General features: G+C 73.0%; 15 protein-coding genes. 4 read left to right on the forward strand and 11 right to left on the reverse strand.

All coding sequences use genetic code 11. The features are described 5' to 3' along the window. The first annotated feature begins 25 nt into the window (after positions 1 to 25). Together ACIBO1_RS05955 and ACIBO1_RS05960 are read left to right on the forward strand one after the other, a co-directional pair. The gene (locus ACIBO1_RS05955) at positions 26 to 883 is read left to right on the forward strand and encodes a DUF5667 domain-containing protein (RefSeq protein WP_396741848.1); all 858 of its coding nucleotides are present in this window, start codon (positions 26 to 28) and stop codon (positions 881 to 883) included. A gap of 104 nt (positions 884 to 987) precedes the next feature. Further along, entirely contained in the window at positions 988 to 1,896 is a 909-nt protein-coding gene (locus tag ACIBO1_RS05960) for an HAD family hydrolase (protein WP_396741850.1), read from the forward strand. A gap of 79 nt (positions 1,897 to 1,975) precedes the next feature. On the opposite strand, the gene ACIBO1_RS05965 is transcribed toward ACIBO1_RS05960, so the two are convergent. The 11 genes from ACIBO1_RS05965 to ACIBO1_RS06015 all read right to left on the reverse strand — a co-directional run bounded on the left by ACIBO1_RS05965 (position 1,976) and on the right by ACIBO1_RS06015 (position 12,421). Continuing rightward, positions 1,976 to 2,833: a lysophospholipid acyltransferase family protein gene (locus ACIBO1_RS05965; RefSeq protein WP_350693190.1), complete on the reverse strand. Its 858-nt coding sequence runs from the start codon at positions 2,831 to 2,833 to the stop codon at positions 1,976 to 1,978. A 119-nt stretch (positions 2,834 to 2,952) separates the two neighbouring features. After that, entirely contained in the window at positions 2,953 to 4,026 is a 1,074-nt protein-coding gene (locus ACIBO1_RS05970; protein WP_396741852.1) for an NAD-dependent epimerase/dehydratase family protein, read from the reverse strand. A gap of 118 nt (positions 4,027 to 4,144) precedes the next feature. After that, the gene (locus tag ACIBO1_RS05975; protein ID WP_007465623.1) at positions 4,145 to 4,246 is read right to left on the reverse strand and encodes a 30S ribosomal protein bS22; all 102 of its coding nucleotides are present in this window, start codon (positions 4,244 to 4,246) and stop codon (positions 4,145 to 4,147) included. A 225-nt stretch (positions 4,247 to 4,471) separates the two neighbouring features. Further along, entirely contained in the window at positions 4,472 to 4,681 is a 210-nt protein-coding gene (locus tag ACIBO1_RS05980; RefSeq protein WP_091079691.1) for a helix-turn-helix domain-containing protein, read from the reverse strand. A 224-nt stretch (positions 4,682 to 4,905) separates the two neighbouring features. After that, complete coding sequence (locus ACIBO1_RS05985) at positions 4,906 to 6,090, reverse strand: ABC transporter permease (protein ID WP_396741854.1); 1,185 nt, start codon at positions 6,088 to 6,090, stop codon at positions 4,906 to 4,908. Continuing rightward, positions 6,087 to 6,860, reverse strand: coding sequence for an ABC transporter ATP-binding protein (locus ACIBO1_RS05990; protein WP_396741856.1), 774 nt, complete (start codon positions 6,858 to 6,860; stop codon positions 6,087 to 6,089). Before ACIBO1_RS05990 ends, ACIBO1_RS05985 begins: the two co-directional genes overlap by 4 nt. After that, positions 6,857 to 8,242: an efflux RND transporter periplasmic adaptor subunit gene (locus tag ACIBO1_RS05995; protein WP_396741858.1), complete on the reverse strand. Its 1,386-nt coding sequence runs from the start codon at positions 8,240 to 8,242 to the stop codon at positions 6,857 to 6,859. Before ACIBO1_RS05995 ends, ACIBO1_RS05990 begins: the two co-directional genes overlap by 4 nt. A 50-nt stretch (positions 8,243 to 8,292) precedes the next feature. Then, complete coding sequence (locus tag ACIBO1_RS06000) at positions 8,293 to 9,672, reverse strand: hypothetical protein (protein WP_396741860.1); 1,380 nt, start codon at positions 9,670 to 9,672, stop codon at positions 8,293 to 8,295. Positions 9,673 to 9,978: 306 nt separating this feature from the next. Further along, positions 9,979 to 10,566: a TetR/AcrR family transcriptional regulator gene (locus ACIBO1_RS06005; protein ID WP_396741862.1), complete on the reverse strand. Its 588-nt coding sequence runs from the start codon at positions 10,564 to 10,566 to the stop codon at positions 9,979 to 9,981. Then, on the reverse strand, positions 10,559 to 11,359 hold the full coding sequence (locus ACIBO1_RS06010; RefSeq protein WP_396741864.1) for an alpha/beta fold hydrolase: 801 nt from the start codon (positions 11,357 to 11,359) through the stop codon (positions 10,559 to 10,561). Before ACIBO1_RS06010 ends, ACIBO1_RS06005 begins: the two co-directional genes overlap by 8 nt. A 141-nt stretch (positions 11,360 to 11,500) precedes the next feature. After that, positions 11,501 to 12,421, reverse strand: a complete 921-nt coding sequence (locus ACIBO1_RS06015) for a proline dehydrogenase family protein (RefSeq protein ID WP_396741866.1) — start codon at positions 12,419 to 12,421, stop codon at positions 11,501 to 11,503. Positions 12,422 to 12,688: 267 nt separating this feature from the next. On the opposite strand from ACIBO1_RS06015, the gene ACIBO1_RS06020 reads away from it, so the two are divergent. Next, entirely contained in the window at positions 12,689 to 12,985 is a 297-nt protein-coding gene (locus tag ACIBO1_RS06020; protein WP_396741868.1) for a hypothetical protein, read from the forward strand. Positions 12,986 to 12,987: 2 nt separating this feature from the next. After that, entirely contained in the window at positions 12,988 to 14,154 is a 1,167-nt protein-coding gene (locus ACIBO1_RS06025; RefSeq protein WP_396741870.1) for a glutathionylspermidine synthase family protein, read from the forward strand.

A 14,154-nucleotide genomic window follows, 5' to 3' on the forward strand; every position in this document is an offset into this window, starting at 1 on the left:
GCGACCAGCGAGAGGAGGTGCCGCGGTGGACAACGCCCTCTTCTCCCGTCGGCGCACCGAGCGCTTCGCGCAGCTTCTCGACGAAGCCAACGGTGGCCTACGTCATCACGTCCGGTCCCGCGCCGACGATCAGCTCGCACCGCTCGTCGCGCTCGGCCGACAACTCGGCGCCAACCCGCCGAACACCGAGGTCGACCCGGAGTTCCGGACCGGCCTGCGGGCGATGCTGCTGGCCACCGCCGACCGGGAGGGCATCGGGACCACCGTCGCCGCGCCGGTCGAGAAGGCCGCCACCGGTCGCGGATCGCTGCTACCGGCCGTCACCGCCCGCCGGGCCCGCGCCCGGGGCGCGATCCTGGTCGGCATCGCGGCCGGCGCGATCGCCGTCTCCGGCATCTCCGCCGCCAGCGAGAACGCGGTACCCGGTGACGCGCTGTACGGCATGAAGCGCAGCACCGAGCGGGCCCAGTTGGCGCTCGCCAGCTCCGAGATCAGCCGTGGGCAGCTCTTCCTCGACTTCGCCCGGACCCGGCTGGCCGAGGCGTCCTCGCTCAACGGCAACCGGGCCGGCTACCGCGCCGTGCTGGACGACATGGACGCGGACATCCGCCAAGGCGTACGCCAGCTCACCGGCGCCGCCGTCCGGCGCGCGGACCCGACCGCGCTGAACACTGTCGACGCCTTCCTCACCGGGCAGCGCCGCACACTCGACGCGCTGGCCGAACGGGGCTCCCGTGCCGACCAGGAGCGGACCGCCAAGTCACTGGAGCTGCTGGACCTGGTCGCCGAGCGCACCGAGGCGCTGCGTACCGCCATCGCCTGCGGCCAGTCGGCCGGCACCGCCAGCGACGACCTCGGCCCCACCCCCGGCGTCTGCGCCTGACCCGGCGGGCGCACGTCGCCCCCCGCGTCCGGCGGCGGGAACCGCTGCTCCGGATACCCTCGCTGCGGGCAGCAGGGCAGGGTGAGCGACGTGAGGGGGAGCAGGTGGCGCGCAGCCGGAAGGTGACCGTCAGCACCGACGTGCACGGGCACACCACCGGTTGGGCGCAGACCGAGCCCGCTCCCCCGGCCGCGCCCGATCCCCACGCCGCGGCCTTTTTCGACGTGGACAACACGATGATGCAGGGCGCCTCGATCTACTGGTTCGCCCGTGGGCTCGCCGCCCGCAACTACTTCACCACCGGCGATCTGGCCCGGTTCGCCTGGCAGCAGTTGCGGTTCCGGCTGCTCGCCCGTGAGCAGGCCGGCGACATGTCCCAGGCCAAGGAGGCCGCGCTCGCCTTCGTCGAGGGTTGGCGGGTCCAGGACGTCGAACGGCTGGCCGAGGAGATCTTCGACGAGCTGATGGCCCCGAGGATCTGGGCCGGGACCCGCCGGTTGGCGCAGGGCCACCTGGACGCCGGTGAGCGGGTGTGGCTGGTCAGCGCCGCCCCGGTGGAGATCGGCCGGGTGATCGCCACCCGGCTCGGGTTGACCGGCGCGATCGGTACGGTCGCCGAGATCGTCGACGGGGCGTACACCGGTCGGCTGGTCGGCGACCTGATGCACGGCCCGCTCAAGGCCGAGGCGGTCACCCAGCTCGCCACGGTGGAGGGTCTCGACCTGAGCCGGTGCGCCGCCTACAGCGACTCCGCCAACGACCTGCCGATGCTGTCGCTGGTGGGGCGCGCGGTGGCGGTCAACCCGGACGGCACGTTGCTGCGCCAGGCCCGGCAGCGCGGCTGGGAGGTACGCGACTTCCGCACCGGCCGGCGAGCGGTCAAGATCGCTCTCCCGTCCACCGCGGCGGCGGGACTGGTGGCCGGAGCGGTCACCGCCGGAGTCGCCTTGCAGCGCCGCCGCCGCGCGGCCGACACCGCCTCCGGACGCACCCGACGCGACGCCGAGCCGTAGACGAGGTAGCCGCGTGGACCGGATGGACGCCACGCCGTCGGGTCATGGACCCGGGCCGACGCCACCGGGCCGGGGACGGCTACGGGCCGAACGGGTCGGGACGGCGTTCGAGCAGTTGGTGCACGGTCTGCTGGATGGTCTCCCGGACCTGGTCGGCGAGGTTGAACACGACCAGCGGGTCGTCCGCCGAGTCGACCAGGTGGGCCGTCGGGATCGGCGGGCAGAACTCGATCAGCCACTTGCTCGGCAGCGGCACCATGCCCAGCGGCCCGAGCCAGGGGAAGGTCGGCGTCACCGGGAAATACGGAAGCTTGAGAAGTCGGGCGAGCGGCTTGAGGTCGGCGAGCATCGGATAGATCTCCTCGCCGCCGACGATGGCCACCGGGATGATCGGGGTGCCGGTGCGCAGTGCCGCCGACACGAAACCGCCCCGCCCGAAGCGTTGCAGCTTGTAGCGGTCCGCGTACAGCTTGCCGATGCCCTTGAAGCCCTCCGGGAAGACACCCACCAGCTCGCCGCCGCGCAGTAGTCGTTCGGCGTCCGGGTTGCAGGCCACCGTGCCACCGGTCTTGCGGGCGATCTCGGAGACCACCGGCATCCGGAAGACCAGGTCGGCCCCGAGCAGGCGGAGATACCGGTTGGCCGGGTGCTCGTGGTGCAGCGCCGTGGAGAGGATCAACGCGTCCAGCGCCACGGTGCCGGAATGGTTGCCGACCACCAGCCCCGCCCCGTCGGCGGGTACGTTCTCCAGACCGGTGACCTCGGTCCGGAACCAGTCGCGATAGAGGCGACGCAGCAGCGGATGGAAGACCGCCTCGGTCAGCTCCGGGTCGAAGCCGAACTCGTCCACCTCGTAGTCGCCGGCCAGCCGCCGACGCAGGAACGCGAGCCCGCCCGCGACCCGTCGGTCCCAGACGTCACCGGTCCGGTCCGGCACCGCGGGCTCGGCGGGACGGTGCCCGTTGCGCCGCGCGGGGTCGAGATCCGCCGACACCGGGGGCGGTACGGCGTACCGGTCGTCCAGGTGCGCCTCGTCGCGCTGCTCCTCCGGCCCGGTCACGAGCGCTCCCGTACGGCGGCCCGGGCCTGGCGGATGCTGTCGAGCACCATCTGCTCGGCGGCGGCCAACTGCTCCCGGGTCACCACCGCCCGGCCGTGGTGGGCGTCGATGAAGTCGTCGAAGGCGGCGGCGGTCGAGCGGGGGGTGAACCCGTACTCGCGCTCCAGGCGGGAGGTGTCCACCACCCGGCCGTGCACGAAGAGGTCGACCTGGTCGAGCCCGTACCGCCCGAAGCCCATCGTCCGGGCCAGCGCGATGGCACCGGCGACACCGGGCTCCAGCACCGGCACCGAGATCCGACCGGCCCGCCGGATCGCCTGCGACAGCGACAGCACACCGCGGCCGGCGACGTTGTAGGTGCCCGGATGGTCCTCGACGACCGACCGGTGCACCACCTCCAGGGCGTCGTCGAAGTGCAGGAACTGCAACCGGGCGTCGCGGCCGAAGATGGTCGGCACCACCGGCTGGGAGAAGTACCTGGTCAGCGTGGTGTCGGCCGTCGAGCCGATGAAGGGGGCGAAGCGCAGCACCGTGGCGGTGACGTCGGAGCGTCGGCGACGGAAACCGCGCACGTACCCCTCGATGTCGAGGATGTCGCGGCCGAAACCGCCGCGCGGCACCTCGCGGGGTTCGGTCTCCTCGGTGAAGACGGCCGGGTCCCGGAACGACGCGCCGTACGCGGCGGTGGACGACCGGACGACGATCTTGCGCAGGTGCGGCGCCCGCTGACAGGCGGCGAGGAGCTGCATGGTGCCGATGACGTTCTGTTCCTTCATCGCCGCGCGACCGCCGTGCTGCGAATCCGGGGCGCTGACCAGGGCCAGGTGCACCACGGTGTCGACGTCGAGGTCGGCGAGCAGGCCACCGATCGACCCGGCGTCCACCCGGACCCGTTCCACCTGCGCCAGCAGCTCGGCCACTTCGGGGCCGGGCTCGGCCAGGTCGACGCCGATGACCCGGGCGATCCGGGGATCGGCGGCGAGTCGGGCGGCGACGTGCGCGCCGAGATAACGACTGACCCCGGTCACGACGACAACCCCCGGAGGGCTCGATGAGCCACCGGGGGTCATGTCTCGCACCTACCCCGGCCGCCGGGACCGAGCCGGGACAGCCACGGCCTGATCACCTGAGCCTCCGAGGGTCGACAGTTGGCAAGCGACGAATGCCGGGCCACGGCCCGGCACACGGTCACTTGCCGAGACGGCGACGCTGGACGCGGGTCTTGCGCAGCAGCTTGCGGTGCTTCTTCTTAGCCATACGCTTGCGGCGCTTCTTGACCACCGAGCCCATACGAAAGCCTTTCGATGCAATGTGCGGCGCGACCGGTAAGACACCACGAATCCGTGGCGTCGGCGACCGCTTGCGGACAACGGACCGGACCGGCGGAGTGGGCGGCAGAGCGCACCAGCGGTCACGATCGCCAGTCCAGCGTAGCGGGGATGCGTCAGCAGGACCAACGCGCCCCCGGTCGATGCCCGTTCACCGGGCCCGCCGCGACCGGGTTTGGCTCGCGGGTCAGGCGGTCTCCTGGAAGGCGCCACGGAGATATTCGTGCACCGCGTGCTCGGGCACCCGGAACGACCTGCCGACGCGTACGGCGGTCAGCTCACCGCTGTGCACGAGACGGTAGACCGTCATCTTGGAGACCCGCATGACCGTTGCCACCTCGGCGACGGTCAGGAACTTGACATCCGAGAGTCGACCATCGGATTGCGACCCGGCCATGGCTCACCGACCCATCCCATGCCCGGCGCGTGCCGCCACACGGGTCCTCCCGCGCGGCCGGCGACGCGCGTGTTACCAGTACGGTAGCGGGACGGCTGTGACCGGCGCGATCCCTTCCTGCAACTGATCATGCTTCGATCGGGGCGCCGGGGCGAAAAACCCCTGGTCGAGTGGATGCGAGCCAATCCGGCAACCGATCATCCTCGGCCACCTGACGGGAACCGTCACTCGGCGCGCAGCGCCACCACCGGGTCGAGTCGACCGGCCCGCTGCGCGGGCAGCACCCCGAAGACGATCCCGACCGCGGCCGAGACGCCGAAGGCCAGCGCCAGCGACCACCAGGTCACCGCCGCCGGGATCGGCGACACCGCGGCCACCAGCAGCGCGCCGCCGACCCCGAGGGCCATCCCGGTGATACCGCCGACCGAGGTCAGCAGCACCGCCTCCAGCAGGAACTGCACACCGATGTCGCGTGGACGGGCCCCGACCGCCTTGCGCAGCCCGATCTCCCGGGTCCGCTCGCGTACCGAGACGAGCATGATGTTGGAGACGCCGACGCCGCCGACCAGCAGCGAGATCCCGGCGATCGCAGCGAGTACGCCGGTCAGGATGCCGAGGATGTCGCCCAGCACGCCGAGGATCTGCTCCTGGGTGACCGCGCTGAACTCGGTGCCCGGATGCCGGCCGTTCAACTCGGCCACGATCCGCTCGCCCAGTTCGTCGATGCGCTCCCGGTCCGGTGCCTTGACCGCGATCGCGTCGACCCGCTGGGTGCCGTACAACCGTTGGGCCGCCGTCACCGGGATGTGCACCTCGTCGTCCCGGTCGACGCCGAGGCTCTGCCCCAGCGGGGTGAAGACGCCGATCACCCGGAACCGTACGCCGGCCACGTTGACCTGCTGGCCGACCGCCTCCCGGTCCGGGAACAGCGCCCGGGCCACCGAGTCGCCGAGCACCGCGACGCGGCGACCGGTGTCCACGTCGGAGCGGGTCAGGTAGCGGCCCCGACCCAGCTCCCGGGCGAAGACCTCCGGGGTGGTCTCCAGCACCCCCTGCACGGTGGTGAAGTCCTGCCGGGTGCCGGCCCGTACGGTGGCACCGGAGGCGACCGTCACGGCCACCCGACTCGGATCCCCGACCACCCGGCCGACCGCGTCCACGTCCTTGAGGGTCAGCGGGGAGACCGCCGGGGCGGACCCGACGTCGAGCCGCCCCGGCACGACCAGCAGCAGGTTGGAGCCGAGCCCCTCGACCTGCTGTTCCACCGTCTGCTTGGTACCGGTGCCGATCGCCACCAGCAGCACCACCGAGGCGACCCCGATGATCACCCCGAGCATGGTCAGCGCGCTGCGCATCCGGTTCGCGCGCAGCGCGTCCCAGGCCACCCGCCACGCCTCGGCCAGCCTCACGCGTGTCCCCCGTCGCCGCCCTGGTCGGCCGCGCCGCCGGACGGGCCGGTCAGGCCACCGCCGACCTGCTCCGGCGTACCGGCCGCGCTGTCCGCGACCATCACCCCGTCGCGCATGGTGATCCGGCGGCGGGCCCGGGCCGCCACCTCCGCGTCGTGGGTGACCATCACCAGCGCCACGCCGGACTCCGCGTTGAGCTGTTCCAGCAGTTCCAGGACGGCCGCGCCGGTGGTGCTGTCCAGGTTGCCGGTCGGCTCGTCGGCGAGCAGCACCGTCGGGTCGGTGACCAGCGCCCGCGCGATCGCCACCCGCTGTTGTTCGCCGCCGGAGAGCTGGTTGGGCCGGTGGTCCAACCGGTGACCGAGCCCGACCCGCCCGAGCATCGCGGCGGCCCGGGTACGGCGTTCGCGGGCCCCCACCCCCCGGTAGACCAGGGGCAACGCCACGTTGTCCACCGCCGAGGTACGCGCCAACAGGTGGAACGCCTGGAAGACGAAGCCGATGGTCTCGTTGCGCAACCGCGCCAACTCGGGCGGGGACAGCGCGCCGACCTGCCGCCCGCCGATCGCGAGCCGCCCACCGGTCGGCCGGTCGAGTCCGCCGAGCAGGTGCATCAGGGTGGACTTGCCCGAGCCGGACGGCCCGATCAGCGCCACGTAGTCACCGGCCGCCACAGTCAGCGTGACCCCGCGCAGGGCGGGTACCGAGATCCCGTCGAGCTGGTACGTCCGGGAGACGTCGACCGCCTCGATCGCCGGAGCCCGGCTCACCCGACCTCCTGGCCGTCCCGGACCTGGTCGGTGCCGCGCACCACGATCCGGTCGCCGGGCTGCACCCCGTCGACGATCTGCACCAGGTCCTGGCCCTGCACGCCGACGGTGACCGCCGCCTGACCGGCCCGACCGTCGCGGATCAACCAGACCGTGTCCCGCCCGTCGACGGAGAAGACCGCCGAGGCGGGTACGGTCACCGCGTCCGCCGCCTCCCGGACCCGCAGCCGCAGCACCGCGTTCATGCCGGGGCGCGGCGCCGGTGCCGGTTCCGCCTCGCCGAACCGCCCCGCGCCCAGCGCGAGCCGGACGCGATAGCTGACCCCGCCCCGGGCCGAGGTGCTGGGCAGCACGTCGATCGACTTCACAGTGGCGTCGTACACCGCACCGGTCACCGCGTCCAGCTCCACCGTGCCGGTCAGCCCGGTCCGGACCAGCAGCACGTCGGTCTCGTCGACCTCGGCCAGCAGACCCAGCTCACCGGTGTCCACCACGGTCAACACCGGAGTGCCGGCGGTGACCCGGCCACCGACCGGGACGGCGGTGTCCACGCCGGGCGGGGGTCCCGCCGGGGCGGCACCGAGCGCGGCCGGGTCCAGCCCGGGCGGCAGCCCACCCGATTCGAGCAGACCGGCGAGCGCACCGGAGGGATCGCCTCCGGCAGCCACGCCGCCCGGCTGCACGACTCCGGCGATCGGCGCGCGCAACGTCAACGCGTCGACGGTCGCCTTGGCCAGGTCGTACGCCTGCTGGGCCTGGAGGCGCTGGGCGGTGGCGAGCGCGCCGACGGCGGAGTTCAGGTTGCGGACGCCGCGCTGCACCTCGCGTACCGCCTGGTCGGCGGTGCGGGCGGCGGAGTCGTACCGCTTCTGCGCGGCCTTGACCTGGGCCAGCAGTGCCTTGCGCAGCTCCGGGTCGCTGATCTTGCGGGCGGCGGCGCGGGCCGCCTCGTGTGCCTCGTCGGCGGCGCGGTCGGTGCCGCGCAGGCTGCCGGCGAGGTCGCCGCCACCACCGCCGGGCCCGGCCCGTTTGGCGGCGTTGAGCGCGGCGCGCGCCTGCCGGAGACGCTCCCGCGCGGCGGGCGACTCGACCACGGCGAGCACCTGGCCGCGCCGGACGCGCTCGCCCGGCTCGACGCGGAGGCTGGCCAGGGTGCCGTCGGCCGGGGCGGTCAGGGTCGCCGCCGCGCGGGCGGTGACGGTGGCCGGGGCGTCGATCTCCTCGGCCACCGGGGCGAGCGTGGCCGAGGCGAGCGAGATCGCCGGCGGGTCACCGCCGCAGGAGGCGGCGCCGGTGAGGGTCAGGACGGCGACGGCGGTCAGGGCGGTGAGCAGGCGGGGCCGCGTGACTGCGGGCAGCCGCGGCGAGTCGGTGCGGCGCACCCGCCCATGCTACGAGTCGCCCTCGCCGGAGCTGCGCAGCGCCGCCGTGGTCAGCGCACCGTGGCGCGGATGTACGCGACGCACTCCTTGTGCAGGGTGTTCCACTCCTCGTCGAAGATCTCCTCGCTGACCTGTGCCGGCACGCGCAGGTCGTGCAGCACGGCCTTGACGAAGGCGCGCACCCGTTCCTCGCCGAACCGGTCGACGAAGTAGCGGACCGCCAGGAACGCGGCACCGTAGCTGCCGTTCACCTGCTCCTGCGGGGTGTCGGCGTCCGGGATCAGGGACTCCAGCTTCCCGTCCCAGTCGCCCTCGACCAGTTGGCGGACCGAGTCCAGCCCCTCGTACCGGCCGACCGGCTGGCCGTCGACGCCCGCCTGCTCGGCCAGCCCCTCGCTCAGCCACCACGTCGACTCGTCCGCGTAGTCCTTCTCCGGCAGCGAGGCGGCGTGGGCCAGCTCGTGCCGCAGCAACTCGTCCAGGTAGGGGCCGTACTCGAAGCTCTCCGGGCCGAGCACGATCTCGTAGTGGCCGCCGCCGACGTTGATCGCGTACCCGGCGCCCCACTCCGGCTGCTCACCGCCGTACCAGCGTTTCCACTCCTTCGGCCCGGCGTAGAAGATCCGGTAGCGGTCGGGCGGATTGCCCGTCACCACGTACCCGTCGGCCACCGTCGCCGCCGCCTCGGCCCGCCGCAGCAGGCCCGGCAGCCGCGTGCGGTACGCCGGCGTGGTGGCCACGACCGTACGCTCGCCCACCGCCACCACCAGCTCGCTGACCTCCCAGGGCAGGCTGCCGGGCTGCCCGTTGGACCGGCCGTTCACCGGGAACGACGACTTCGACTTGGAGAACGCGAGCAGGCGGGGCTCCGCGCCGTCGCGCCACCGGGTCTCGATCACCACCGGGCTGGTCGTGCACTCCGGCAGCACGAAGCAGTACCGGAACTCGACCGGCAACCGCCACTCGCCCGCCCGCCCGGCCGAGGTGGGCAGCCCGCCCGGGCGCGCCTCCCAGCGGGTGACCTTGAGCGCGGTCAGCGCGGCGTACCGGCGGCGCAGGTCCTTCTGCGCGGCGGGTGCGGCGATCGCCAGGAAGCCGGCCCGGTCGCGACCGAGCAGCGCCGCCGACTGCTTCTCCAACTGTGCCGTGATCCGCTCGGCGACCTGCCGGGCGGCGATCGTGGTCGGGTTCTCGGTCGGCGAGGCGGCGGTGGCGGGCTTCCCGAGGTCGGTGTCCGGCAGCCCGCCGGCCAGCAGCACCACCGGCACGCCACAGGCCAGCACCAGCACGACCGCGACCAGCCCCGTCCACAGTGGCCAGCGGCGGCGAGGGCTCCGGCCCGGCACGGGCGGCACGAACCCCGACGGCCCCGGCCAGACCGGCGTCAGCTGCGCCGGCGTCACGTCACCCGGCGCTGGCGTCAGCTGCACCGGTGTCGTCGGCGCCGTCTCGGGCGGCCTCGTGTCGGCCGGCGTCGTCTGCGCCGGTGTCGCGTCGACCGGCGCTACGTGGAGCGGCACTGTGTCGGCCGGCGCGGTCTCAAGCGGCGTCGTCACGGCCGGCGACGTCTGCGCCGGACTTGTGTCGGCCGCCCCGGTCGCAGGCGGTGTCGTGTCGGCCGGCGTCGGATGGTCGCCGGCTGTGGTTCCCCCGTCGGTCACCGGCGCAGAGTACGGGTCGACCTGCCCGCGCGGAAGTGGCGCATCGTGCCGCGTCGGCCGACGGACGGGCGACCGTCAGCCGGGGGCGGTCCCGGCGGATCCGGGCCAACTCCGGTAGGCGACGCCGAGGGCGGTCACCATCTGGTCGAACGAGCGGTCGACCTCGCGCGGCAGGCCGAAGTCGCCGGCCGCCTCCAGCGACACGAAACCGTGCACGGCGGCGCGGAACATCCGGACCCCGTCCACCGCCGCCTCGCCCTCGATCCCGTACCCGCGCAGGATGGCGTAGACCACCTCCACCGCGCGTCGGCCGGCGACCGCGTGCGCAGGGTCGTCCGGGTCCGGCACCCGCTGCGTCGCCGGGTAGCGGCCGGGATGGCGGCGGGCGTACGACCGGTAGGCGGCGGCGACGGCGCGCAACGCGTCCTCGCCACTGCGACCGGCGGCGGCCGTGGTCATCTCGTCGGCGATCTCGGCGGTGGCCAGCGCGGAGAGCTGCTGCGCGAGGGCATCGGCGCCCTTGACGTGCTTGTAGAGGCTGGGCAGCGCGACGCCGAGCCGGCCGGCCAGCGCGGCGAGGGTGAGCTTGTGGTAGCCGACCTCGTCGGCCAGCCGGGCCGCCTCGCGGACCACCACCTGGGGGTTGAGCCCGGCCCTAGGCACGGTCGATCACCGCGAGGAACTCGGTCAGCTCACCGGCCATCGCCTCGGGCCGGTCGGCGTGCGGGTAGTGCCCGGCCTCGCTGATCATGCGTGCCTCGGCGACCGGGAAGAGTCGTCGGGCGGCACGCGCCTCGGCGGCCGGGTCGGGGAAGTCCGGGTCCTTCGTGCCCATCAGCACCAGCACCGGCTGCCGCACCCGGGGCGCGACGGCGGTCCAGTGCGGCTCGACCGGGACGATCAGGCCGCGTACCGCCGCCATCCGGCCGGGCCGGCGCAGCGCGGCCACCATCGCCTTGCGGTACGCCGCGTCGTCGGCGGGCCGGTGGACCGGGAAGAGAGTCCGGTGGAACAGCCCGAACAGGCGGGCACTGCGCAGCACCGCACCGAGGGCCAGCCGCATGAACGGGTTGAGTTTGCGCTGCTCGACGAACGCGCCGACCAGCACGATGCCCTCGACCAGGTCCGGTGCCTCGGTCGCGGCGAAGACGACGGCCGCCCCGCTGGACGAGTTGCCGACCAGCGTGGCCGGGCCACCGCCGATGTCCCGGACCACCGCCAGCAGGTCGGCGCCGACCTCCGCCGGGGCGTACGACGGCCAGCCGACGCTGGAGTCCCCATGCCCCCGGACGTCGACCGACGCCACCCGGTAGCCCGCCGACACCAGCAGCGGGACCAGGTGGCGGCAGGAGTGGCGGTTCTCCCCCATGCCGTGCGACAGGACGACCAGCGGCCCCTGCCCGTGCACCTCGTAGGCGACGCGTCCACCGTCACGCTCGATAAAGCTAACAGTCATAGCTAGAAAGCTAACCCCATTAGCTGAATCCGTCAAGACGACGGCCCCGGATCGTCGGTCGACGGTCCGGGGCCGATGGACGGTTGCCTGCCGGGTGGCCGGGCTGACTCCGGGTGGCCGGGCTGACTCCGGGTGGCCGGGTTACTTCCGGGAGGCCACGGCGCGGGCGAAGAAGGCAAGGTTCGCGGGGCGCTCGGCGAGCCGGCGCATCAGGTAGCCGTACCAGTCGTCGCCGTAGGGCACGTAGGTGCGGACCGTGTAGCCCTCGCCGACCAGGCGGGCCTGCTCCTCCGGCCGGATGCCGTAGAGCATCTGGAACTCGAAGCCGCCTGGCCCCCGGTCGAACCAGCGCGCCCGGTCCTCGCCGATGGCGATCAGACGCGGGTCATGGGTGGCCAGCATTGGGTAGCCGTCACCGGACATCAGGATGTTCATGCACCGGACGTACGACTTGTCCACCTCGCGGGACGACTGGTACGCCACCGATTCCGGCTCCTTGTAGGCGCCCTTGCACAGCCGGACCCGCGATCCGGCCGAGGCCAGCTCACGGCAGTCCGACTCGGTCCGCCGCAGGTACGCCTGGAGCACCGCCCCGGTCGACGGGAAGTCCTTGCGCAGGTTGGCCAGGACGTCCAGCGTCGAGTCGGTGGTGGTGTGATCCTCCATGTCCAGGGTGACGGTGGTGCCGGCGTCGGCGGCGGCGGTGCAGATCGCGCGTGCGTTGTCGTACGCGAGGTGCTCGTCGAAGGTCTGGCCGAGCGCGGACAGTTTGACGCTCACCTCGGCGGCCGGGGTGAGGCCCGCCTCGGCGAGACTCCGCAGCAGGGCGAGGTACTCGTCCCGGGTGGCGTTGGCCTGCTCGGGGGTGACGGTGTCCTCACCGAGGTTGTCGAGGGTGACCGCGAGACCGTCGCCGACGAGTGCGCGGGTCACGCGCAGCGCGTCGTCGGTCCCGGCGCCGGCGACGAACCGGCGCACGACGTCCCGGGAGAACGGAGCCGTCGCGACGAGCCGCTCGACCCGGGTTGACCGGGAGGCGGCGAGGATGACGGAACGGAGCATGAGCCGAGCGTAACGCCCGAGCCACCCCCCAGCGCGCCCCGCCCGAGGTGAAGGAAGGGCCCCTTATTAACACTCAGGAGTGAGAGGGGAACCCTTCTATACCTGAGGCGTTAACAGGGGGCCCTTCCTTACACCCAACCCACACACCCAGCCCGCACACCCAGCCCGCACACCCAGCCCGCACACCCAGCCCACACACCCAGCCCGCGCACACGATCCGCGCACCCGGACCCCGGGCGACGGGCGTGGCGTGCATCGGTTACAACGATGAACGTGGAAAACCGCCCCCGCCGCCGGCTCCGGTCGGCCTCCGTGCAGCTCGGCGCACTCACCGCCCTCGCGCTCGCCCTCTCCGGCTGCAACATGTCCTCCTCCGACGACGACGATGACGACTGCGCCATGGGCCCGTCCGGAGGCGGTGAGACAGTCGCCCTGGCCCTGCACACCCCGACACCGTCGGCCGCCACGGCCAGGACCACGACGCAGGGCGCCCCGGAGCCGGTCGCCGCGTCCGTACCCGATCGTGGCGGCTTCGGCACCCATCTCGCCTCCTGCGGCGGCTGAGCGTGCGCCGGGAGCAGGTCACCCCGCGACCCGACTGGGACGCGACCATCCGCGCGCAGGGGCTGGTGTACGTCGACACCGAGCTGCCCGACGGCGGAGTGATGTCGTACTGGGACGAGACCGCCGCGTACGCCTTCGAGCTGGACGAGGTGCTACGGCTGGAGGAGGCCACCGAGGAACTGCACCGGATGTCGGTCGCCGCCGCCGAACACGTGGTGGCCCGCAACCGGTACGCCGAGTTCGGCATCCCGCAGTGGGCGGTCGAGGCGGTGGCCCGGTCGCTGCGGGAGACGCCGCCGACCCTCTACGGCCGGTTCGACCTCTGGTACGACGGCAGTTGGCCGCCGAAGCTGCTGGAGTACAACGCGGACACCCCGACCGCGCTGGTCGAGGCGAGCATCATCCAGTGGTACTGGCTGGAGCACACCCGCCCGGAGCTGGACCAGTGGAACAGCCTGCACGAGCGGCTGGTGGGCGCCTGGTCGAAGATCGGCGCTGGTCTGCACGACCGCCGGGTGCACGTGGTCTGGTCGAACGAGGAGGAGAGCGGCGAGGACCACATGACCGCCGGCTACCTGGCCGAGACGGCCCGCCAGGCCGGGCTGGACGTGGAGCTGCTGCCGATCCAGGAGATCGGCTGGGACGGCCGTCGGTTCGTCGACACCGCCGGGCAGCCGGTCACCACCTGTTTCAAGCTCTATCCGTGGGAGTGGATGCTGGCCGAGCCGTACGGGCCGCTGGCGCTGGACCCGGGCACGCCGACCACCTGGATCGAGCCGGCCTGGAAGCTGCTGCTGTCCAACAAGGCGCTGCTGGCCGTGCTCTGGGAGCTGTACCCGGGGCACGAGCTGCTGCTGCCGGCGTACCTGGACTCGCCGCGCGGCATGACCGAGTACGTCGCCAAGCCGCTGCTCGGCCGGGAGGGCGCAGCCGTACGGATCGTCACGGAAAGTGAGGAGATCACCAATCCGGGCGATTACGGCAGTGAGGGATTCTGCTATCAGGAGTTCCGCGCACTGCCCGAATTCAACGGAAGTCACCTGGTCCTGGGCGCGTGGGTGGTGGACGGCGAATCGGCCGGGGCGGGGCTACGGGAGAGCGCCAGTCTGATCACCGATGGTTACGCCAGGTTTCTCCCGCACTACATCGACGCGCCACGTCCGGGGTGA

The organism is Micromonospora sp. NPDC049903 (assembly GCF_044460945.1).
Classification (GTDB): Bacteria; Actinomycetota; Actinomycetes; order Mycobacteriales; family Micromonosporaceae; genus Micromonospora.

What these genes read in the sequence shown, in the direction of transcription:
- ACIBO1_RS05970 (WP_396741852.1), bottom strand. Translation starts at nt 4,026, where the DNA reads ATGACCCCCGGTGGCTCATCGAGCCCTCCGGGGGTTGTCGTCGTGACC.
- ACIBO1_RS05975 (WP_007465623.1), bottom strand. Translation starts at nt 4,246, where the DNA reads ATGGGCTCGGTGGTCAAGAAGCGCCGCAAGCGTATGGCTAAGAAGAAG.
- ACIBO1_RS05980 (WP_091079691.1), bottom strand. Translation starts at nt 4,681, where the DNA reads ATGGCCGGGTCGCAATCCGATGGTCGACTCTCGGATGTCAAGTTCCTG.
- ACIBO1_RS06010 (WP_396741864.1), bottom strand. Translation starts at nt 11,359, where the DNA reads ATGACTGTTAGCTTTATCGAGCGTGACGGTGGACGCGTCGCCTACGAG.
- ACIBO1_RS06015 (WP_396741866.1), bottom strand. Translation starts at nt 12,421, where the DNA reads ATGCTCCGTTCCGTCATCCTCGCCGCCTCCCGGTCAACCCGGGTCGAG.
- ACIBO1_RS06020 (WP_396741868.1), top strand. Translation starts at nt 12,689, where the DNA reads ATGAACGTGGAAAACCGCCCCCGCCGCCGGCTCCGGTCGGCCTCCGTG.